Below are 21,153 nucleotides of genomic sequence, written 5' to 3' on the forward strand. Positions count from 1 at the left end.
ACTGAGGTAGACACCGAGAAATCGAGAAAGGGGCGCCCGCCAACCGCCCCCTTCGCCCCTCCGCCGGTGTCCATACAAGAAGGGCGACAAGATGCCGGAAGAGGTGACCCGAGAATGGGCGAAGCGGCAGCCGACCTGATCTCCAGGGCGCGGGCCGGGGACGGCGAGGCGTTCCGGCAGCTGACCGAGCCGTACCGCCGGGAGCTGCACGTGCACTGCTACCGGATGCTCGGATCGCTCCAGGACGCCGAGGACGTCCTGCAAGACACGCTGCTGGCCGCCTGGCAAGGCTTCGCAGGGTTCGAGGGACGCGCCTCGCTGCGTACCTGGCTGTATCGGATCGCCACCAACCGGTGCCTCAACGCGCGCCGGTCGGCCGGCCGACGCCAGGCCAAGGAGTGGGACGTGCCCAATGTGGAACCCCCCGAGCCCACCCGGCTCGGTGAAGTCGTCTGGCTCGAGCCCATTCCCAACACCCTCCTTGAGGGTGTCATCGACGCACCGCTCGGCCCGGAGGCCCGCTACGAGCAGACCGAATCCATCTCCCTGGCCTTCATGACCGCCCTCCAACTCCTTCCGCCTCGCCAGCTCGCCGTGCTCATCCTGCGCGACGTCCTCGGGTTCCACGCCGACGAGGTGGCCGACATGCTGGACTCGAGCATCGAGTCGGTCAAAAGCGCCCTCAAACGGGCGCGCGCCGGCCTGCAACACCGACGTCCCACGACCGACGACCGAGAACCCCCGCCCGCCTCCGACTCGCCCTCCGAGGATGCGATCGTGGCGAAATTCGTCCGCGCATGGGAGTCCGCCGACCTGAACGCACTGGTGGCCCTTCTCACCGATGACGTCTTCATGTCGATGCCACCGATGCCCTTCGAATACCAGGGCCGAGACGTCGTGGCCCGCTTCTGCGCCAGTATTTTCCGCGCAGATCGCAGGTTCGACCTCATCCCGACACGAGCCAACGGTCAGCCGGCGTTCGGCGCCTACCTGCGCGCCCCCAACGGCATCAGCCACGGGACCGGCCTCTACGTCCTCACCCTCACCGGCGACCGGATCTGCGCCATGACCCGCTTCGAAAACAGCGTGCTCCCATCATTCGGGCTACCCCGATCGCTCCCTCATCTCCCGAAGCTGGGATAAATCTTGCTGACGGAGCGCGTGATGCACCGCACGCTGTACGCACGCCGGCAACTCGCCAGAAGACTTGGCGCGTTGTGACTTCCGAGCGCAAACCCGGATCGAAGGCAAGGCGCGGTACGAGGTCCCGGAAGCGACCATGGGCGAAGCCGGAGGCCACACGCCACAACGCTTGTGCCGAGGTGGGTTTGAGTCGAGCACGGCAGGGGTGCTGAAGCGGGAGGCTGGACGGGACGCGTCGTTCGCGCATCTACGGAACGCGAGCGCCCAGCCCCCGCCTCGGTCGTGGTTACGGCGTCACGATCTTGCCGCCGAAGGTCACAGCGAGGTGCCCGTCCGAAGCGAAGGACCAGCCCAGGGTGCCGCTGTAGGAGGAGCAGCGGGAGCCGTTCGTGCCGGTCCAGAACTGGTTCGAGCTGTCGGCGTCTCCGACGGTCTTGTCGTTGGAGCCGCTGACGCTGAAGCGGCACGAGGTGTTGGTCCGGAAGACCGAAGTGCCCGCGTCGAAGGAGAAATTGCGTTGGGCGTTGTCGACGCTCGCGTTGTTCGAGATCGTCATCTTGCCCGGGTTGCTGTTGTACGTGAATCCGTGGTGACCGTTGCCATAGGCGATGTCGTGCTGCACCACGTGGTTGACCGCGATGTCGTCGCCGCCGAGCTTGTAGCCGTTGCGGTCGCCGTTCGAGTTCACGGTGCCGTCGCTCAGAGTCCCGTTCTTGTAGGACAGGGAGTACTCGATGGTCACCGGGCCGATCGCGCCGGTGTCGGTCTTCGTGTACAGGTCCCAGCCGTCGTCGATGTTGTTGTGGGAGACGTCGTAACGGAAGACGTTCCCGGTGCCGGTGGTGAGCTTCGCGGCGAAGCCGTCGGCGTCCTCGCCGTCGGAGTCGGCGTTGTCGTGCGACTCCGAGCTCACGATCAGGTTGTTCGACGGCCACTGGCTGCTGGGGGTGCTGGAGGAGATCCGGCCCAACTGCAGTCCCGTGTCGCGGTTGTACGCGGTCACCGTCCGCTCGATGACGTTGTTGCTGCCGCCGACGTAGATGCCGTTGTCGCCGGCGCGTTGGACAGTGATGCCGTACAGACGCCAGTAGTTGGCGTTCAGCTGGAGCCCGCGGTTCGACGAGCTCTCGCTCTGCGCCGAGAAGTTCAGCACCGGGGTCTCGCCCGGGTAGGCGGACAGGGTGGTGCGGGCGCTCGAGGTGCCGTTGTTGCCCGCCGGGATCGTGATCGTCGACGAGTAGTCGTACGTCCCGCCGCGCAGGTAGATGGTGCCGCCGGATGCGATGCGGCTGATCGCCGTGGTGAGCGTCGTCGGGGCGGACTGCGTGCCGGCCGCGCTGTCGGTGCCGCTCGGCGACACGTACTGGGTGGTGCTCGCGGCCTGGGCCGGGGTGCCGGACAGCGCGACAAGCGCGCCGGCCAGCAGGCTTACACACGCGATGACGGGTCTCACTTGCATCGTTCTGCCTCCAGGTTCGTCCATGACCAGGGGTGCCGTGCAAGAGAAAGCGCTTTCCTATCTCTTCGAAGGGGAACGTAAGCGCTTGCTATGAACGCGTCAATAGATGGGTACGTGATTCTTATTCATGCTTGCGAACAGTCGTCGGTGCATCGGGATGGGCCGGCCAGGCGCGCAGGGTCCCTGTGGAGCCCAGACCTGAAGGAATGAGAGCGGCTCCACGACCACGCCCGCCTCCCCCGGCGCCTCCCGAACGGCAGCCTGCCCACAATCGCCGCTGGCGCCCCCACCCAGCACTTCGGACTACGGACAGCAGCCCACACCTACGCCATGACCACCGTCCTCCTCACCGTCGCGGCGGTGGCAGCACTCACCCCGTCACGGCACAAGGCACTTCACACCGCAGACGAACCCCTCCGCTGAACACCGCTGAAGAACAAAGGAAACGACGGACCATGAACGCTTCACCGGCCGACGAGACCACCGCCATCCCCTCCTGGACCGTGGGCGACGTCACCGTCCAACGCATTGACGAGGTCCTCCTGCCGCCCGCGACCGGCCCCTGGCTGCTGCCGGACGCCACCCCGGACGTTGTCAAGCAACAGGACTGGCTGCGCCCCGACTTCGCCAACCACCAGGGCATCCTGCACATCGACAGCCACAGCTTCGCATTCGTCGTGGGCGGGCTGCGCGTCCTGGTCGACACCGGCATCGGCGACGGCAAGGAGCGCACCCCGCCTGGCACAACCTGCAGACCGACTTCCTCGAGCACCTCACCGCCGCCGGCTCCCCCCAGACTCCGTCGACCTGGTGATCCTCACCCACCTGCACGCCGACCACGTCGGCTGGAACACGCAGCAAGTGAAAGACGAGTGGGTCCCCACCTTCCCCCACACCCGCTACCTCACCTCCCGCATCGAGCGGCAGTTCTGGGCTACATACGACATGGAGGAGGCGCGCAAGCAGATGTTCCGCAACTCCGTCATCCCGGTCGAGGAGGCGGGATTGCTCGACCTTGTCGACGTCCCGGCCGAGGGGGTCGAGATCGCCCCGGGCCTGCGCCTGCTGCCCACGCCCGGCCACACTCCCGGCCACATCGCCGTCGAGCTCACCAGCCAGGGTGAGACGGCACTGATCACCGGCGACTGCATCCACCACCCGGTCCAGCTCGCCCACCCCGCCATCGGCTCGTGCGTCGACATCGACCCCGAGCAGTCCGAGGCCTCGCGACGCAAGCTGCTCGGCTCTCTGGCCGACACGGACACCCTGGTCCTCGGCACCCACTTCGCGCCACCCACCGCCGGCCGCGTGATCACCCATGAGGGCGCCTACCGGCTTACGCCCGTCCCCGCCGCCCCGCAGACCGTCCCGCACTGACGCTCTGGCCGGTCCGGCCGCGGTCGACCGCGCGGAGCGCAGGCCGGCCACCGGCGCGCAGGCGACCGTCCGTGACGTACGAGGTGTCGGGCAGCAACTATGCAATGAGCAGCGGCTGGACCAGGCAGGAGATGCACACGCCTTCGCCGTGTCGCTCTCAAGTCCGGTCAACACGTCACTGCCCGCCACTGGCCGACGCCACGGCCACGCAGACGCTGTCGAAGCGCCGCACGGACCATCCCGTCCAGGTGGTGACGGAGTTCGGTGACGAGCCGAGGGAGCTGTGTACAGGCGGAACCCGATGTCCGGCCGGTCCTCCACCGGCTTGGGGGCGCCTGCTTCTCCCGACAGTCGGGTTATGGGCGAGTCTCCGCCCGCCGAGTCGACCTCCAGATCACCGAAGCTCGGCCTCGCCGCCGCCCGAGAGGACGCCGACCCCGTGCGGCCGGCCCGGTACCCGCTCCCTGCCGGTCAGCAGCGCGGCAGCGCGGGTTCCGGAAACAGTCCCGACGCCCGGCGTGCACGAGACCACCCCGGCCAGGGCGGCGAAGGCAGCTCCGCGATGCACGCCGAGGCCGTTGTTGTCCGCCGCGGCCAGCCGGCCGCCCTCCCACCGCTGCGAAGATTCGTGCGGCGCGATCCAACCACCGGCTGACCGGTGGGTGTGACGGGCTGCTTCTCTCGGTTCGCCTGCTGTACCGCTGAGCCGGTGTCACGACCGGATCGGCAGCCACAGCTCAATCTGGTCGTGGCGGCGGTAGAACTCGACCAGTGGCCGAGCGTCGTCGGCCGGCAGCGTTGCCTGCAGCTCGGCCATCCCATCGGCGATTCGCCCATAGATCTGGGGAGGGTCGCCGACAAGGCGGCCGCGCAGGTACCAGCCTCCTGCCAAGGTGCCCAGCTGCAGGCCCAGGCGGTCCGGGCTGTCGTGCTCCTTGACCGGCGTGCAGACCGTGTACGTGTTCTGGCGTTCGTCGATCTGCGCGTACATCTTGCGTCCGCGCAGCCCGACCAGTTGCTCGAACGACGGCCAAAGCTCCTGAATATGGGTCAGCTCATCGACGGTGGCCTGCTGCATGACAGTGACATCCGGCCGCTCAATGCGATCCGGCAGAGCGGGAAATACCGATGACGTCATGGCACGAATACAAGCACTCAGCACCGACAGTTGACCCCACACTGTCCACGGCAACACGAGTGCCGCCTGACACAAGGATCTGGCAAATCCTCTACAGCGACAGCGCCATGCCGAGCCGCCCGCCCGACCGCCCGACGCGTCAGCACAGCGCGCCCCATCGTTCCCGCCCGGGCCCTCGACCAGCTGATCCGCAAGGCCAACAAACTCGCCGGCTGACACTCGCGCCCAACCCGCGAGAACCCCGGTCAGACCCGCGCGAGTCCCGAGTACACCCACCAGAGAGAAGGACAACTTGAGCACGTATCTGGCCGACGAGGCCGAGGACCTCATCGTGGAGGGTCCCTCCGCGACCTTCACCTACCGGCGGTCGGGCCCCCAGGACGGCACCCCGCTGGTCCTGCTGCACCGCTTCCGCGCCACCTTCGACTGGCGGGGACCCGGAGTTCCTGGACCGCCTCGCCGCCGACCACGACGTGATCGTCTTCGACAACGTCGGCATCGGCCACACCACCGGCGAGCCGCGCGACTCCCCGAAGGAACTCGCCCAGGGCGCCATCGAGTTCATCGAGGCCCTCAGCCTGGCGCAGGCGGACGTCCTCGGGTGGTCACTGGGCGGCGCCCGCATCGGCCCCTCACAGCCTTTGGGGGAGGTTCTCCAAACGGGCCGAGCCCGAAGGCAGGGTGAAATGGCGGGCGGCTGCCAGGGGAAGGAGCGCAAGGGCGGCCGGTACCGCGTAGGCGAGGCGGAAGTGGCCGGTGGAGCCGAGGAGTCCGCTGAGGGCGCCGCCGGTGACGACTCCGACGTAGTTGAAGAGGTTCAGGCGAGCCAGGACCACCTCCGAGGCTGTGGGACTCAGCCGTGCGGCGGAGGCCAGGCACAGCGGAGCCAGGACGGACGCCCCCAGGCCCACCGCCCCGGCCGCGAGAACAGCGAACGGCCAGTTCGGCGCGGCGGCCAGAGCTGCCAGGGCGCCCGCGGCCAGCAGGACGTTGGTGCGGACGACGGCGACCGCTCCGAGCTTCTGTACGAGCCGATCGGCAGCGGCTCGGCCGATGACCGTGCCGGTCTGGTAGGCCGCGTACGCCAGCGGCGCGACCGTGAGGGAGGCGGCGAGCGTCTGCCGAAGGTAGACAGCCGACCAGGCCGAAACGGTGGATTCAACCACGTAGACGACCAGGAGAACCAGGCCGAACGGAATGAGCCGGACCCACAGACTGCGCCCGAGCGACGGCTGCGCGACAGCATCCGAGGGCCCGTCGGGGGCGAGGAGGGCGTGTGTGCGCATACAGGTGGCGAGCAACAGGACGATGCCTGCCTGCAAAGCCAGGCCGCCGGCCACGGGCCACTCCAGCCGAGCCACCCCGGCGGTGAGCAGTGCCGCGACCACGCCGCCCGCGCTCCATGCCGTGTAGAAGGAGCCGAAAACACTGCGGCCGTGGGCGCGTTCGACCGCCGCGGCCCGGGTGTTGACTGCGACATCGAGGGCACCGACAGCGAGCCCGAAGAGGATGTACGCGCAGATGACGGCAGCCTGTCCAGGAGCCCAGCCGATCAGCGTCAGCGCGGCGGCCGCCGCCAGCATGGCCCCGCGCATCGTGGCCACCGTACCGGCACGGCGAATCGCGGCCAGCCCCAGGAAGCTGCCGCCCCCTGCCGTCAGCGCCACCGCGATCATCAATGTGGTCGTCAGGAGTGGAGCCAGTCCCAGGCGCTCGGTGACGGCGGGAACAGTCGTGTATACGGCGGCGACGGAGAGGCCCTGCGCGGCGAACGCGATCGTGACGACCTTTCGGGCGCCGACCTTGGAGACTGGATGCCCGAAGCCCGCCCGGGGCGATGCGTCAAAGGACATGATGTTGTTGTTCCTTTGTTTCCTGTGTGCACGGGTTGGCCGGCCGGTCAATGCGGCCAGGTTGCGGAAAAGGTAGTCAGGCGCGGAACGCGAGCGCAGGACGCCGGGGGCCGTACAGGGGACTTCGGGGGCCAGTGGGTGCGGCCAGTGATGTCCGGCTGCCTACAGTGGTCGCCCAGGAGAAGGTGAGTGCGATGTCCCATGCCCCCGGCCCCGCGAACCCTCCGGGGACCAGCCGCAGCACATCGGCGACGATCCAGCCGAACATCCTGCGCTATCTCGTCACGGTCGCCGACGAGCGCGGCATCGATCTGCGGCCCCTGCTGGTGCAGGTCGGGCTGGACGAGACGGTCATGCGCTCCGCCGCGCTGCGGGTGTCGTACCGGCAGGGCAGCACGGCAATTCGTCGTGCGCTGGAGCTCACCGGGGACGAGCATCTGGGGATGGAGGTGGGAGCGGCACAACACCTGACCGCATGGGGCCTGCTCGGCTTCGCCCTGATGGCCGACGACACACTGCGGCACGCCATCGAGACGGGAGTGAAGTACCAGAACCTGTCCGGGGCGATGGTGGTGTGGTCGGCCGGTATCGGCGACGAAGACGAGGCCTTCGTGCTGCGTGCCGACCTCCCCGATCCGGCCATGGACCCAGCCGTCGCCATCTTCTTGATCGAGGAGGGGCTCGCCTCCGTGGTCACCCTGTCCCGGCTGGCGGTCGGCCCGTCCTTCGCGCCGAGAGTGGTGGAGTTCGCCTGTCCGCCGCCGCGCCAGAGCGACCTGTTCAGTGCCCTGTTCGGCTGTCCGGTCCGCTTCGGCGCCCCGGCCAACCGCATGGTCATCGCCCCCGCGTGGGCCCGTGCCCGGATGCCCGGCCGGGATCCGGTGACCTACGCGTCGACTCTGGAGATGCTCGACGCGCAGATGTCCTCACGCCGCGACCAGCAGGACCTGCTGGAGGTTCTGGAGATCTCCGTCGCCCAGAGCCTCCCGGTGGTCCCCTCGTTCGCCGAGCAGGCACGGCGGCACACGACGAGCGAGCGGACGCTCCGTCGCCGACTGGCCGACTGCGGCACGACGTACGAGGCACTCGTCGAGGGAGTACGCCGGGAACGCGTCGAACAGCTGCTGCTCCGCCCGGAACTGACGCTGCGCGACATCGCACGCCGGGCGGGATTCTCCGACGAACGCGCGCTGCGCCGCGCGGTACGCCGCTGGCACGGCACCTCCCCGGTCCACCTGCGCGAGCAGATGCGTACGGATCGCCTCTGAGCCGGAGGTCAACGGGTGCGGATCCAGACCGTCTTCTCCCGGGTCCACTGCTCGAAGGCATTGGTGGACTTCTCCACGCCACCGAATCCGGACTGCTTCCAGCCGCCGAACGGGGTGGTGATGTCGCCCTCGCTGTAGGCGTTCACGGAGATCACACCAGCCTCGATGCCGCGTGCCAGCCGACATGCGCTGTCGAGGTCGCGGGTCCATACGGATGCGGCGAGCCCGTACTCGGTGGCGTTGGCCATACGTACCGCCTCGTCCTCCGTGGTGAAGGTCTGGACGGTGACGACAGGGCCGAACAGCTCCTTGGTGAGGACGTCACTGCCGTCGGGGGCGCGGGTGATCACGGTGGGCGGGTAGTAGGCGCCGCGCGGAGGCAGCTCGTGGGGCAGTCCCCCGGTGTGGATCTGGGCTTTGCCGGCCCGGGCGGCCTCCACGGCTGCCGCGACCCGGTCGAAGGCGGCGCGGTTGATGAGCGGCCCCATCTGCGTGCGCGGGTCGGCCGGATCACCGATGACGAGCTCCTTGGCCGCGGCTGTGAACCGCTCCAGGACCTCCTCTGCGATGTTGTGGTGGACCAGGACACGGGAGCCGGCCGTGCAGTTCTGTCCCATCGTCAAGAACGCGGCCTCGATCATGTTGCCGATCAGCTCGCCCCCGTAGTCGAGCGCGTCGGGCATGAGCACCTGAGGGCTCTTGCCGCCCATCTCCAGTGATACGCGCTTGAAGTTGCTCTCGGCGGCGTCCTTGAGGATGCGGCGACCGGTCGCGGTGGATCCGGTGAAGGAGAGGGCCCCCACGAGGGGGTCGCGGGCGAGGGCCGCGCCGGCTTCGAAACCGTATCCGGGCAGCACGGTGAGCACTCCGTCGGGCAGGCCGGCCTCGGCGGCGAGTGCAGCCAGGTGCAGGGCCGAGCGCGGGGTCGCCTCGGCGGGCTTGACCAGCAGACAGTTGCCCGCGGCCAGGGCGGGTCCGACCTTCCAGGCGGCCATGGCGAGCGGGTAGTTCCACGGCAGTATCGCCGCGACGACCCCGACCGGCTCGCGGCTCATGAGGCCCAGGCCTTCGGGCCCGCTGGGCGCGAGACGGCCGAAGACCTTGTCGGCCGCCTCGGCGAACCAGCGGATCGACTCGATCGCGCCCGGTACGTCGCCCGTACGGCACTCGGTGATCGGCTTGCCCGCGTCCTCGCTGTCCAGCCGGGCGAGGATCTCGGCGTCGCGTTCCATGAGGTCGGCGAGCCGCAGTAGCACCGCCGCGCGCTTGCGGATCGGCAGCCGCGACCACACCCCGGCGTCGAAGACCGACCGGGCCCGCTCGGCGGCCTGGGCGACGTCGTCGGCGCTCGCGGCGGGCAGGGTGGTGATCGGCTCCCCGGTGGCGGGGTTGACGACGGGCAGCGCCTCGTACGTGGTCATGCTTCCTCCGTCAATTCCCAGCGCCCGTCGGTCTGCCGGGCCAGTCCGCGTCGGCGGAGTTCCTCCAGATAGCGGGCCATGCCGCGATCACCGCGCTTGCGGAACAGCGGGAAGATCTTGGGCAGCAGGTTCGGTACGAGCATCGCGAACCGCACCAGACGGGACTCACCGGTCCGGGGATAGGCCTCCAGGCGGGGCTTGTCCAGCAGGCTCACCACCGCCGCGACGACGTCGGCGGGCTGCTGGGGCCGGTCCTGGAACTGCATGGAGTTGCCGCCGTCCACGGCTTCCTGGCGGAGCATCCGCGTGTCCGTCGCCGAGGGCAGCACCGAGCCGGCCAGGATGCCCTTGCTCCGCAGGTCGAGTCCGATCGCCAGCATCGCGCCGCGCAGCCCGAACTTCGAGGCCGTGTAGATCGGGGTCTCGCCCAGCGGGAAGATCCCGCCGAGGGAGACGGTGGTGACCACCCGAGCGTCCCGGGAGGCCTTCAGCAGGGGAATCGCGATCCTGGTCGCGACCAGCGGGGAGGTCAGGTTGAGAGTGATCTCCCGCTCGATGCTCTCGACGCTGCGGACGTCGAAGCGTTCCGCGCTGGTCATGCCCACGTTGTTGATGAGCACGTCGAGACGGCCGTAGACATCGGCGACCAGCTCGAACAACCGCCCCACCTGAGCGCGGTCCATCAGATCGCAGCCGATGCCCGTGTGCCCGGCGCCGGGCAGGTCAGTGGCGACCTTCTTGGCCCGGGTCCCGTCGATGTCGACGACGACGCAGTGGGCGCCGCCGGAGGCGAAGCGGCGGCACAGCGCACTGCCGATGCCGCCCGCACCGCCGGTGACCAGCATGACCTTGTCGGAGAAGTCGAAGCCGCTCATGCCGCCGCCTCCGCACATCGCAGGGAGCGTGCCGGCGGCGGCTGGCCCTCGGTACGCCAGCCCATCTCGCCCGCGACCTTGCCCAGGTACTTCACGAATGCCCCGCTGTCGACATAGCCGGTGTGGCGGGGCGAGGCGACGAACTTCAGGCCGCCGGACAGATCCGGGTGGTCGGCGCGGATCATGCGGGCGAATCGCTCCGCGTTCGGCAGCCGGTGCCGCGCGTCGTGCACGTACCCGGCGATCAGCTGCGCCTGGGTGTCGAAGAGCTGGTACGCACCGGAGTTGGTCTCGATGAAGCCGATGCCGAACAGGCCCTGGTGCTCACGCGAGAACGACGACAGGTACAGGTCCGGGTGTTGCTCGTCACCGAAGTACTTCTGCGCGACCGGCACTTTGTGGACGTAGCCCGTGGCCAGCAGGATGAGATCGAAGTCGTCGCTCGTGCCGTCGGTGAAACGCACGGTCCTGCCCTCGGTGCGGGCGATCCCTGGCCTGGCGGCGATGTCGCCGTGCTGGAGGTGGTGGATCAGCATCGAGTTGATGGCCGGGTGGGTCTCGAACAACTTGTGGTCCGGCTTCTGCAGTCCGAGCCGCGTCGGATCGCCGTTGATGATCCGCAGGAGGGCACCGAAGACCCGCTGCGCCAGCCACATCGGCAGGTGCGGCCCGCTGTTGGCGATGGTGTCCACCGGCCGGCCGAACAGGTGCTTGGGGATAAACCAGTACCCTCGTCGCATGCTGATCACCGCGTGGTCCGCGGCCCGGGCCGCATCGCACGCGATGTCACAGCCGGAGTTCCCCGCGCCCACCACCAGGACCCGCTTGCCCCGTAGCTCCTCCACGCTGCGATAGCCGGCGGTGTGCCGGACCTCCCCGCTGAACTCCCCTGGCAATTCGGGGATGTTGGGGTGCCACTGGGCGCCCGTACACACCACGACCTGCCCGTGCACGCTTTCCCGCCCGTCGGCCCTGGTGACCGTCCAGGTGCCGTCCGCGTTCTTCTCGACGCCTGCGACCTCGACGCCGAACTCGATACGGTCCATCAGCCCGTACGCGTCGGCGAAGGACCGCAGGTACGACAGAATCTGGCGGTGCGGCGGGTAGTCCGCGAAGTGGTCGGGCATCGGAAAGCCGCCGAAACCCGACAGGGTCCTGCTGGAGATGAAATGGGCCGACTCGTACATCGGGCTGCCGGGATTGTCGATGTCCCAGATACCGCCGGGCCCGCTGTGCCGCTCAAGATGCGTGTACGGCAGATTCCGCTCCGCCAGAGCTCTGGCGACCGCCAGCCCGGCAGGTCCCGCCCCGATCACACACGTATCAAACTGGCTTTCGTTCACGAGCCTGCCTCCTCATTCATCCCGCTTCACGGAACGGGTGTGGGAGGAAACGTATTCACCCGCCGTTCAGCGTGAACTGACCCGTGCGGCCACGGACCGGACCTCAGCGGCCGCGCCATCACGGCATCCGTGTGCGCCTGGTCGGAGGCCGACCTGTTCGGACGACTTGTTCATGGGACTAAGTCGATATGATGCGGTCATGGCTCACGTTCCCGCGGCCGAGCGCCGCCCTCAGCTGATCAAAGCGGCCATCGACTTCATGACGCGGGAAGGAGTCGCGGCCGGAAGCACTCGCGCCATCGCCGCCGAGCTGGGGGTGGCCCAGGCCACGGTGCACTACACCTTCGGCACCAAGGAAGGGCTGTACCTAGCCGTGATGGAGCAGCTCACGCAGGATCTGATCGCACAGGTCGAACGGGCCGCGCCGGCCGACGCCGGATTCGAGGAGACGGCCGGCACGCTGGCCGCCGCCCTGTGGCGCACGGTGCGTGAGCAGCCCGCCAGCCATCAGCTCCTGACCGAACTGACCATGTTCGCGCTCCGCACCCCCGCCCTGAGCGAGGCCCTCGAAAGCCACTACCGAAGGGTGACCGAGGTGACGGCGCGGCTGGTGACCGAGGCGGCCGAGCGCACCGGACAGCAGCTGGCCCAGCCCGCGGAGACGATCGCTCGGTTCTTCCTCGCCGGGTTCGACGGGCTCACGCTGCAACACCTCTCGCACCCCGACGAGGAGGCCGAGCACACCTGCCTCCAGGCCTTCGTGTCCGCCGTGGTGGCCATGGCCGGCGGTCGGCTGGAGCTGGTGTCCGTACCGGCGAACTGACAACGGCGGGCGCATGCACGGTCGTTGCCCTACTCCTCCACTATTGGGCCACCTGCCCCGCCGTCCACGCTCCGGACCGGCTGGAACTCGAGGTTGCGCATGAGTTCGATGGCGGCGTGTTTGCCGAAGCGGTGCCGCGCCGCGGCGCTCACCTGCCGCCGCTGCCGCCGCTGACGCCGCACCGCCGTACGCGGACGTCGGGAAGATGTTGATGACCGATAGCGTCGCCGGGGCGTGCGCTCGTCGAACCGCCTGGCCTTACGACCACGCACGTGGACCCGCCCCCCGGGCACGAGGAACTGTCACGTCGCCACGCCGACTTCCTCAGCCTGCACCGGGACGCGGTCCCAGGTGGGGCGATCAACTGCCCGCCGATCCGGGTGACTTGGCCGTTGCCAAGGTCGTGGCCGAGCAGGCCTGCCCATCCGGTCGCGGCTCTCCAGGACGGTCACGGACCTGCCTGCCGCGACGAGCTTTCGCGCCGCGGTGAGCCCGGCCGACCCGGCGCCGATCACGACGACGCCGCCCTCTCCACCCCGGCGCCCGTTCGCGGCTTGCGTGCCGTGCGTACCGGCCATGTCCCCCCTGGCTCACAGCGGACTTACGGCGAGAGTGACCCAAGCCTCAGTCGAGTGACTCGGTCACTCGACTTGAGCAGGTGATAAAGTCGAGTCATCGACCAAGGCGCCCGTCGACATCAGGCCGTCACGTGGCCGGAGTCCGGCCTGCCTCATTCCGCTTCTCTCTCCCCCGCCCATGTCGTGCGCTCGGGTGTGCGGGATCTCCACCGTCCTAGGGAGTTCGAATGGCCGTCCTGCTCCACCGGTTGGGCCACAGCGCCTACCACCGCCGAAAGCTGGTCCTGGGCATATGGCTCTTCGTCGTGGCCGCGCTCATCACATGTGTCAGCATCTTCGGCGGCAAGCTCGACGACCGCTTCTCGGTGCCCGGCACCGAGTCGCAGCGTGCTCTGGACAGCCTGAGCAAGACCCTCCCGGAAGCCTCGGGCGCGAGCGCCCAGATCGTCTTCACCGCCCCCAGGGGCCACCAGGTCACCGAGGCCCCGTACGCCGCGGCCATCGCTCGGACCGTGGCGGAAGCCAAGAAAGCTCCCCAGGTCGGTGAGGTCGTCGACCCCAGCGCCTCCGGTGCCGTCTCGGCCGACCGGACAACGGCGATCGTCCAGGTCCAGTACCCGGTGCAGAACGCGCAGGTCCACACCTCATCCGTCGACGTGATCGAGAACGCGGCGAAAGCGGCCGAGCAGGACGGGCTGAAGACCTCGGTCGGCGGTTCCGTCTACAGCAGCAAAGGCGTCCACGTCGGCCCGTCGGAGATCATCGGCGTGGCCGTGGCCCTGCTCGTCCTCGTCGTCACATTCGGTTCGCTGCTGGCCGCCGGCATGGCACTGCTGCCCGCGCTGATCGGTGTGGCAGTCGGTCTCACCGGGCTGCTCGCTCTCGCGCCCGCAGTCAGCATCTCCTCGACGGCCGTCACGCTCGCCCTCATGCTGGGCCTGGCCGTCGGCATCGACTACATCCTGTTCATCCTGTCGCGCCACCGTCAGCAACTGGCCCGCGGAACCGACCCGAAGGAGTCCATGGGGCTGGCTACCGGCACAGCCGGAGGCGCCGTGGTCTTCGCCGGCACCACCGTGATCATCGCGCTCGCCGCCCTGAGCGTCATCGGCATACCGTTCCTGACCACGATGGGGCTCGGGGCCGCCGGGGCCGTACTCATCGCCGTGCTGGCCGCGATCACCCTCGTCCCCGCCATCGCGGGATTCGCCGGCTCCCGGCTCACCCCCAAGCACGGCAGCCGCGCCACGAAGCGGGCTGCGGACACCGAGGGAGGCACCGGTCACGCCGCCATGGGCGCCCGCTGGACGAAGTGGGTCATCGCGAAACCGATGCTGACGGTACTGGCCGTCGCGGGCATCCTGGTGACCCTGGCCCTACCCGCCACGGACCTGCGCCTGGCCCTGCCCGACAACGGCTCCGCCCCGCACGCCTCCAGCGAGCGCAAGGCCTACGACACAATCAGCGACAAGTTCGGCGACGGTTTGAACGGCCCGCTCCTCGTGCTGGCCGAGACCAAGAACGGTACAAGTGCGGCGAGTTCACGTGCCGGCGCCCTAGTGGCCCAGAAGCTGCGGACCCTCAAGAGCGTCAAGGCCGTCCTGTCGCCCCAGCCCACGAACGACCCGGCGCAGAGCGTCATCACCGTCCTCCCCGCGTCCGGCCCGGACAGCGTCCTGACCGGGCAACTCGTCCGCGACATCCGCGAGGCGGGCGCCGACATCCGTGAGACCACCGGCGCCACCATCGCGGTCACCGGCACCACCGCGGTCAACATCGACGTCTCCAACCGGCTCAGCGAGTCGCTCCTGCCCTTCGTAGCCATCATCGTCGGCCTGAGCCTGATCCTGCTGATGATCGTCTTCCGCTCGCTGGTCATCCCCGTCAAGGCCGCCGTCGGCTTCCTGCTCTCGGTGGGCGCCTCACTCGGGCTGGTCGTCGCCGTCTTCCAGTGGGGCTGGCTGGTCGACGTCCTCGGTGTCCCCCACAGCGGCCCCGTCGTCAGCTTCCTGCCGATCATCCTGATCGGTGTGCTGTTCGGACTCGCCATGGACTACGAGGTGTTCCTCGTGTCCGGGATGCGCGAGGAGTGGGCCCACACCGGCCGGGCTCGCCACTCGGTCGTCGATGGCGCGCGACACAGCGTACGAGTCGTCACCGCGGCCGCACTGATCATGTTCACCGTCTTCGCCGGGTTCTTCCCCCTGGACGACTCCCTGATCAAACCCATCGCCTTCGCCCTGGCCGTCGGCGTGGCCATCGACGCCTTCGCCGTCCGTATGACGCTCGTACCTGCGGTGCTCGCCCTCGCCGGGCGGGGCGCCTGGTGGCTGCCGGCCTGGCTGGACCGGATCCTGCCCGACTTCGACATCGAAGGCACCAGCCTGCAGAAGGCCGCACCGGCGGACCACAAGGAACCCCAGCCCGTCTCTTGAGCACTTCCGACGGGTTCGCGGCGCCGACCACATCGCCGCGCCCGGGTGCCGGGATCCGGATCGGTCCCAGGTCCGGATCACCGACCACCGGGAAGGTACCGCGGGCCACGAGATGCGGATCGTTCAGCAGTGCCTCAGCGTCGTGGACACGGGCCACGGCGCAGCCGCCTGCCTCGAAGGGGGCCCGGGCGTCGGCCAGGGTCTGCTGGGTGACACTACGCACCGCGTGGGGGTCACGCCGGTGGTCATGGTCGCCGCTGGTTGTTTGTCCGTGCGGCCGGCTCGCGAGACATTCCAGAAGTCGTGTGTGGCGGAACTGGCAGACCGCGTCGACCTGACGGAGCACTCCTCTTCGGTGTGTCTCTTCCAGGAACGTCATCAGCCGCCGCGGAAGGCGGACTGAGAGGCTGTGCCTCCCAGCAGGTAGCAGACCGGTCGTGGCTTCGGCACGGGGCACCGGCACATGATGAGCACAGGGAAATCAGACGACTGGGCGGACGAGGGTCGGTTACGGCCCTTGAACCGGAAGCCTGCAGCCTGCGGCACCTGTCAGGACACTCGCTGCCGCGTTCCGCAGGAGACATTCGACTGTGCGCACCAGGAAATCGGGGTCAACTACCTGGCCGCCTGGGCCGTTTGCCGGGCTCTCTCCCCGCTCCCGAGGCAACGCGGCGGCATGCCGACGGGCACGCCATCGCCAACACCCTGCCGATCCAGTGTCCACACCGCGCACAGCCCGGAGGCATCCGATGAACCACAAGCGCCCGGCAACGGATCCGCTCATCGTGACCGTGCTTGTCTTTCCGGGCGTGCGGCTGCTCGATGTGACCGGCCCCATCGAGGTGTTCACGACGGCGAACGAGTTCGGCGGGCGTTATCGGGTGCAGATCGCGTCCGAGGACGGGGCGGAGGTCATCACCTCCGCCGGGATCCGCCTCAGCGCCGACCTGTCCGCCGACGACGTACAAGAACCGAGCGACGTATTGGTGATCCCGGGCGGCCCGGAATGGGAGACGCTGATCAAGGACGACACTCTTCTGGATACGGTCCGGCAACTGAACGAGAAGAGCCGCTGCACGGCATCGGTGTGCACAGGAGCGTTCCTGCTGGCCGCAGCCGGACTTCTCAACGGCCGCCGCGCCGCGACGCACTGGCGGCATTCACGGCAACTGGCCTCTCGTTTCCCGTCCGTGCGGGTCCAGCCGGACGCCATCTTCGTACGGGACGGGCAGATGATGACTTCGGCAGGTGTCAGCGCCGGTATCGACCTGTCCCTGGCGCTGGTCGAAGACCACTACGGTGCGGAGGTCGCCCGGTCGGTCGCCAAGGACATGGTCGTCTTCATGCAACGGCCGGGCGGCCAGTCCCAGTTCAGCGTCCGCTCCCGGGCGCCGCACACCCGCCAGGAGATGCTCCGCCGGGTCCTGGACACCGTCGCCGAGAACCCCGGGGCCAACCACACCCTCACGGCCATGGCCCGCAGAGCAGGCGTCAGCGTCCGGCACGTGACCCGGCTCTTCGACGAAGAGGTGGGAACCACTCCAGGCCGCTACGTCGAGCAGGTCAGACTGGAAGCCGCCCAGGCGCTGCTGGAGACGGGTGACGACTCCCTGCCGGTAGTGGCACGGCGCACCGGGTTCGGCTCACCCGAGTCGCTCCGCAGAGCGTTTGTGCGACACCTGGGTGTGACACCTGGTGCATTCCGGACCAGCTTCCGTACGACCGGCGTGGGCACGAAGGATCCAGCACCCGCAGCGGTGTCCCCGTAGCCAAGGCACGACATGGCACAACCAGCCGATGACGGCGAACTGGCAGCTCCCTGAAGCCGGATCAGCGGACGTGGCCCACCGAACCGGCAGCAAAGGCCAGACCTCGCATCCTCGACCCGACAGCCCCGAGAACCCCCACAGCCCCGACACGACGGACTGAGCATCATGGCGACGATGCGGCGTGGCCACCCGCGGGAATCCAGCGTCCCGTCCGCAGCGCCGAGTTCCCCCCGCCGCCGACGCCTGCTTCAGCATCCGGCTCAGGCGACGTCGGCACCCCGAGCCTCCGCCGGCTCGGTGCCGCCGGCTCAGTGCCGCAAGCGATGGGGTGGATCACCAGGCCCAGGTGACGAGAATTCCGGGCATGTCGAGCGGGGCCGTCGAATATTCCCGTGCCGTGCCGGTCGGTGGAAGTGCAGACTCGCTTCATGGCGGACATGAGCGCATTCCGGGACGCGGTCAGTCGCTGGGCGGCCGGCGGTCCCGGCAGACCGGCGAGTGATCTGGTTGTGCAACTGGGGCTGCGGACGGCGGTGCTGCTGGAAGGACCGAGTGACCTCGCGGCCGTCGAAGCGCTGGCCACACAGCGTGGCCGGGACCTGGCCGCCGAAGGGGTGTGCGTCGTATCGATGGGCGGAGCGATGAGTGTCGGCCACTACGCCGGTCTTCTCGGGCCACCCGGTCTTGGCCTGCACCTGAGGGGACTGTGCGACGAGCGCGAGCAGCGCTTCTACGACCGCGGCCTGAAGCGGGCCCGGGCGCCGCACCGGGGCTTCTTCGTGTGCGTGGCGGACCTGGAGGACGAACTCATCCGCGCGCTGGGCACGGCGCGCGTCGAGGAGATCATCCGGGCCGAGGGCGACCTGCGGGCCTGGCAGACCTTCCTGCACCAGCCCGCACACCACGGTCGGCCCCGGCAGCAGCAGTTGCGGCGCTTCCTCGGCACGAAGAAGGGCCGCAAGATCCGCTACGGGCATCTCCTGGTCGAGAACCTCGACCCCGGACAGGTACCGGCCCCGCTCGACGACCTCTTCACGAGTCTGTGACCGACGCGCGCAAGCGCGGTCACGGCGACGACTTCGGGCGCTCGGTCCCGCCGTCCGTCCGAGGTGGCCAACTGGCGCTGCCAACGCCCATATGAGAACTCCGTCTCGGCAGTTTGCCCAACGGGGCCTTGGTTCTGGTGCGGGGAGAGTCGGGCGGGTGCCATGCAGGGACAGGCGGGCGGGTGTCAGTGGGTGTGGGGATCGTTCCCGGAGCCTGCCTGCGTGCGGAGTGACTCCCGTTGCCGCCACGTCCCGGGCGGCTCGCCGTGGTGTCGCCGGAAGGCCGCCGCGAACGCGTAGGGCGAGCTGTAGCCGACAGCGCGGGCGATACGTGTCATGCCGAGTTCGCCGGTGCGCAGGTGGTCGCGGGCGAGAGCCATCCGCCAGTCGGTCAGGTACTGCATGGGAGTCTGGCCGAGGGCGTCGCGGAAGGTCCGTGCGAAAGCCGCGCGCGACAGGCCGCTGATCGCGGCGAGTTCGGGGACCGACCAGGGATGGCCGGCGTTCTCGTGGATGGCCTGCAGCGCGGCGTTCAGCCGGGGATCCGCGGATGCCTGGTACCAACGGGGTGCGGTCGAGCTGCGGCGGAAATCGTTACGGATGGCGAGCACGAGAAGAACATCGAGGAGCCGGTCCAGCACGGTGGGCTGGCCGGGCTCGGAGGCGGTCAGCTCGTGCGACAGCAGCGCGATCACCTCTCGCAGCGGATCGCCGACCGCCGCCGACAGGGTCAGCACCTGCGGCAGTGCCTCCAGCAGCCCGCTGCCGATGTCGCCCGAGAACCGGTAGGCGCCGCAGAGGAAGACCGTCGCCCGCGGGTCCTCGGAACTCCCGTCGTAGGCGTGCCGGGCCCGGAAGTCCTCCGGTTCGAGGCACTCGGCGCCCGGCTCGTGCCCGATGTGGTGATCGGGGCCACCGCGGACGAGCGTCACCTCCCCCGGCACGAGTTCCACCGCGCTGCCGGGGTCGTCCAGCCACAGCCATCCCCTCCCCCGGACGACGGTGTGCACGGCCAGCTGGATCGATCCGGCCAGCCGCAGCCCCCACGGCGGCTCGGCCACCGTCCGGGCGAAGACTGCGCCGGAGGCGCGTGCCCGCGCAAGGCGATCGTGCAGTACGTCCACGCACTCAGTATCAGCGAGACAACCACATGGGACAAAGGCCTGAGCGTCTGACGTAAAAGAACGAGTCATGCGCGCATTGATTCACTCGTGGCGCACTCTCACGATTGATCCATGACTGGATCACCGCAGACCGCACTCGTCCTCGGCGGCACCGGCCGGACCGGCTCGCTCGTGGCGAAGACGCTCGCCCAGCGGGGGCTGAGCGCCCGCAGCGCGGCGCGCCACGGCGCCGACGTGTTCTTCGACTGGGACGACCCGACCACCCACGCCGCAGCCCTCGCCGGAGTCGACCGCCTCTACCTCGTGACACCCGTTCTGCGGGTCGCCTACGCCGACCAGGTGGCCGCCTTCCTCGACCTCGCCGAAGCCTCCGGGGTACGCCATGTCACCTATCTCAGCACCTACCGCGCCGACCAGGCGCCACCGGAGGTCGACATCAGGGCCGTCGAGGCCGACCTCACCGCCCGCACTGCCATCACCCACTCCATCCTGCGCCCCGCATGGGTAATGCAGAACTTCAGCGACACCCACGTACCGGTCGTCGACGGGGTGATCACGGTCCCCGCCGGCGGCGGCAGGGAAGCCTTCGTCGACGCGGCCGACATCGCCGCGGTCGCCGTCGAGACGCTGCTCGCCCCCGACGCCCACGCCGGCGCGCAGTACGCGCCCACCGGCCCGCAGGCCCTCACCGTCGACGAAGTCGCCGACACCATCGCCGCCGTGACCGGCCGACCTGTCAGGCACCACGACATCGACCCCGACGTATGGATCGACGGCGCGGTCGCTGCCGGACTCGTCCCTGCCGACTACGCCGTGATGCTTCGCTGGCTGACCGGCAGCGTCATCTCCGGCAACGGTTCCACGCCCAACGACGACATCGAGAAGGTCACCGGCCGGCCCGCGGCCACCTTCCACGACTTCGCCCGGCGCAGCGTCCACGCGTGGGCCTCTCCGATGGCGGGGTGACCATGTTCATCGACGACATCACCGACTTCGCAGCGCTGGATCCGTTCTTCCGGATCATCCGAGAGGGGCTGGCGGGCCTCGTCGACGGTGAGCACTTCTTCGACTTCCTGGCCGAGGACGTGGTCTTCGAGTACGTGATCTCCGTACCCGGCTACCCGCGCCGGGTTCAGGGACGCCGCGCGGTTGCCCACCTGTACCGCGGCTACGGCGAAGGCATGGTCCTGCACAGCGCGGACGGGCTCGCTGTCCACCGGGATCCCCAGACGTCCGTGGTCGTGCTGGAGTACGCGGTGCACGGACGGGCAGTCCGCACCGGGCGTGCCTACGACAACCACTTCGTCTCCGTGATCACCGTCAAGGACCGCAGGGTGACGCATTGGCGGGACTACCTGGACCCCGTCGCTGTCTTCCGCGCCATCGGATGGCCGACGAAGGATCGCTAGCCGAACAGGTTGTAGGTTACGGCGGTGTCGGGTCGGTGGGGTTTTGGTGTGTGGTGATTCCGGTGAGGATGAGGTCGAGGCCGGCGAGGAAT

16 protein-coding genes and 2 pseudogenes are annotated in these 21,153 nt (G+C 69.0%); 10 read left to right on the forward strand and 8 right to left on the reverse strand.

What is annotated here, in order from left to right; translation table 11 throughout:
* The first annotated feature begins 114 nt into the window (after positions 1-114).
* Positions 115-1,143, forward strand: a complete 1,029-nt coding sequence (locus KVT44_RS41040) for a sigma-70 family RNA polymerase sigma factor (RefSeq protein ID WP_254650591.1) — start codon at positions 115-117, stop codon at positions 1,141-1,143.
* A 286-nt stretch (positions 1,144-1,429) separates the two neighbouring features.
* Here the strand turns inward: KVT44_RS41040 and KVT44_RS41045 are convergent.
* A pseudogene (locus tag KVT44_RS41045) lies at positions 1,430-2,506 on the reverse strand (right-handed parallel beta-helix repeat-containing protein); the annotation flags it as partial.
* 551 nt (positions 2,507-3,057) lie between these two features.
* Here KVT44_RS41045 and KVT44_RS41050 point away from each other — a divergent pair.
* Positions 3,058-3,979: pseudogene (locus KVT44_RS41050) on the forward strand (MBL fold metallo-hydrolase).
* Between the two features lie 358 nt (positions 3,980-4,337).
* Positions 4,338-4,634 (forward strand): hypothetical protein, encoded by a 297-nt coding sequence (locus KVT44_RS41055; protein ID WP_143687680.1) that lies wholly within the window; start codon positions 4,338-4,340, stop codon positions 4,632-4,634.
* A 57-nt stretch (positions 4,635-4,691) separates the two neighbouring features.
* Here KVT44_RS41055 and KVT44_RS41060 read toward each other — a convergent pair whose 3' ends face one another.
* Both KVT44_RS41060 and KVT44_RS41065 read right to left on the reverse strand, forming a co-directional pair.
* Complete coding sequence (locus KVT44_RS41060) at positions 4,692-5,117, reverse strand: GyrI-like domain-containing protein (protein ID WP_190173958.1); 426 nt, start codon at positions 5,115-5,117, stop codon at positions 4,692-4,694.
* A 632-nt stretch (positions 5,118-5,749) separates the two neighbouring features.
* Positions 5,750-6,970, reverse strand: a complete 1,221-nt coding sequence (locus KVT44_RS41065) for an MFS transporter (protein ID WP_217572955.1) — start codon at positions 6,968-6,970, stop codon at positions 5,750-5,752.
* Between the two features lie 194 nt (positions 6,971-7,164).
* Between KVT44_RS41065 and KVT44_RS41070 the strand changes: the two genes are divergently transcribed.
* Positions 7,165-8,238 carry an AraC family transcriptional regulator gene (locus KVT44_RS41070; RefSeq protein WP_217572957.1) on the forward strand — a complete coding sequence of 358 codons (1,074 nt, stop codon included), beginning with the start codon at positions 7,165-7,167 and terminating at the stop codon, positions 8,236-8,238.
* Positions 8,239-8,246: 8 nt separating this feature from the next.
* Here the strand turns inward: KVT44_RS41070 and KVT44_RS41075 are convergent, their stop codons facing one another.
* Genes KVT44_RS41075 through KVT44_RS41085 form a run of 3 tightly spaced genes read right to left on the reverse strand, consistent with a single transcriptional unit; the run spans position 8,247 to position 11,877 of the window.
* Positions 8,247-9,659 (reverse strand): aldehyde dehydrogenase family protein, encoded by a 1,413-nt coding sequence (locus KVT44_RS41075; RefSeq protein ID WP_217572959.1) that lies wholly within the window; start codon positions 9,657-9,659, stop codon positions 8,247-8,249.
* Positions 9,656-10,534, reverse strand: coding sequence for an SDR family NAD(P)-dependent oxidoreductase (locus KVT44_RS41080; RefSeq protein WP_099918444.1), 879 nt, complete (start codon positions 10,532-10,534; stop codon positions 9,656-9,658). Before KVT44_RS41080 ends, KVT44_RS41075 begins: the two co-directional genes overlap by 4 nt.
* Positions 10,531-11,877, reverse strand: coding sequence for an NAD(P)/FAD-dependent oxidoreductase (locus KVT44_RS41085; RefSeq protein ID WP_190173962.1), 1,347 nt, complete (start codon positions 11,875-11,877; stop codon positions 10,531-10,533). The genes KVT44_RS41080 and KVT44_RS41085 overlap by 4 nt, the downstream gene beginning before the upstream one ends.
* Before the next feature lie 199 nt (positions 11,878-12,076).
* Between KVT44_RS41085 and KVT44_RS41090 the strand changes: the two genes are divergently transcribed.
* Positions 12,077-12,700: a TetR/AcrR family transcriptional regulator gene (locus KVT44_RS41090; RefSeq protein ID WP_217572961.1), complete on the forward strand. Its 624-nt coding sequence runs from the start codon at positions 12,077-12,079 to the stop codon at positions 12,698-12,700.
* A gap of 302 nt (positions 12,701-13,002) precedes the next feature.
* Here KVT44_RS41090 and KVT44_RS41095 read toward each other — a convergent pair whose 3' ends face one another.
* Positions 13,003-13,278 (reverse strand): FAD-dependent oxidoreductase, encoded by a 276-nt coding sequence (locus tag KVT44_RS41095; protein ID WP_229889518.1) that lies wholly within the window; start codon positions 13,276-13,278, stop codon positions 13,003-13,005.
* Between the two features lie 227 nt (positions 13,279-13,505).
* On the opposite strand from KVT44_RS41095, the gene KVT44_RS41100 reads away from it, so the two are divergent.
* From KVT44_RS41100 to KVT44_RS41110, 3 genes are all read left to right on the forward strand, one after another.
* Positions 13,506-15,713 carry an MMPL family transporter gene (locus tag KVT44_RS41100; RefSeq protein WP_217572964.1) on the forward strand — a complete coding sequence of 736 codons (2,208 nt, stop codon included), beginning with the start codon at positions 13,506-13,508 and terminating at the stop codon, positions 15,711-15,713.
* Between the two features lie 749 nt (positions 15,714-16,462).
* The gene (locus KVT44_RS41105; RefSeq protein ID WP_217572966.1) at positions 16,463-17,482 is read left to right on the forward strand and encodes a GlxA family transcriptional regulator; all 1,020 of its coding nucleotides are present in this window, start codon (positions 16,463-16,465) and stop codon (positions 17,480-17,482) included.
* Between the two features lie 428 nt (positions 17,483-17,910).
* The gene (locus KVT44_RS41110; RefSeq protein ID WP_217572968.1) at positions 17,911-18,528 is read left to right on the forward strand and encodes a TOPRIM nucleotidyl transferase/hydrolase domain-containing protein; all 618 of its coding nucleotides are present in this window, start codon (positions 17,911-17,913) and stop codon (positions 18,526-18,528) included.
* A 185-nt stretch (positions 18,529-18,713) separates the two neighbouring features.
* Here KVT44_RS41110 and KVT44_RS41115 read toward each other — a convergent pair whose 3' ends face one another.
* The gene (locus KVT44_RS41115) at positions 18,714-19,652 is read right to left on the reverse strand and encodes an AraC family transcriptional regulator (RefSeq protein WP_217572970.1); all 939 of its coding nucleotides are present in this window, start codon (positions 19,650-19,652) and stop codon (positions 18,714-18,716) included.
* 111 nt (positions 19,653-19,763) lie between these two features.
* Here KVT44_RS41115 and KVT44_RS41120 point away from each other — a divergent pair, with 111 nt between their 5' ends.
* Together KVT44_RS41120 and KVT44_RS41125 are read left to right on the forward strand one after the other, a co-directional pair.
* Complete coding sequence (locus KVT44_RS41120; RefSeq protein ID WP_217572972.1) at positions 19,764-20,618, forward strand: NmrA family NAD(P)-binding protein; 855 nt, start codon at positions 19,764-19,766, stop codon at positions 20,616-20,618.
* Entirely contained in the window at positions 20,594-21,061 is a 468-nt protein-coding gene (locus KVT44_RS41125) for a nuclear transport factor 2 family protein (protein ID WP_308314246.1), read from the forward strand. Before KVT44_RS41120 ends, KVT44_RS41125 begins: the two co-directional genes overlap by 25 nt.
* Positions 21,062-21,153 lie beyond the last annotated feature (92 nt).

Origin of the sequence: Streptomyces sp. GbtcB7, assembly GCF_019091445.1 — a bacterium.
Taxonomy (GTDB): domain Bacteria; phylum Actinomycetota; class Actinomycetes; order Streptomycetales; family Streptomycetaceae; genus Streptomyces; species Streptomyces mirabilis.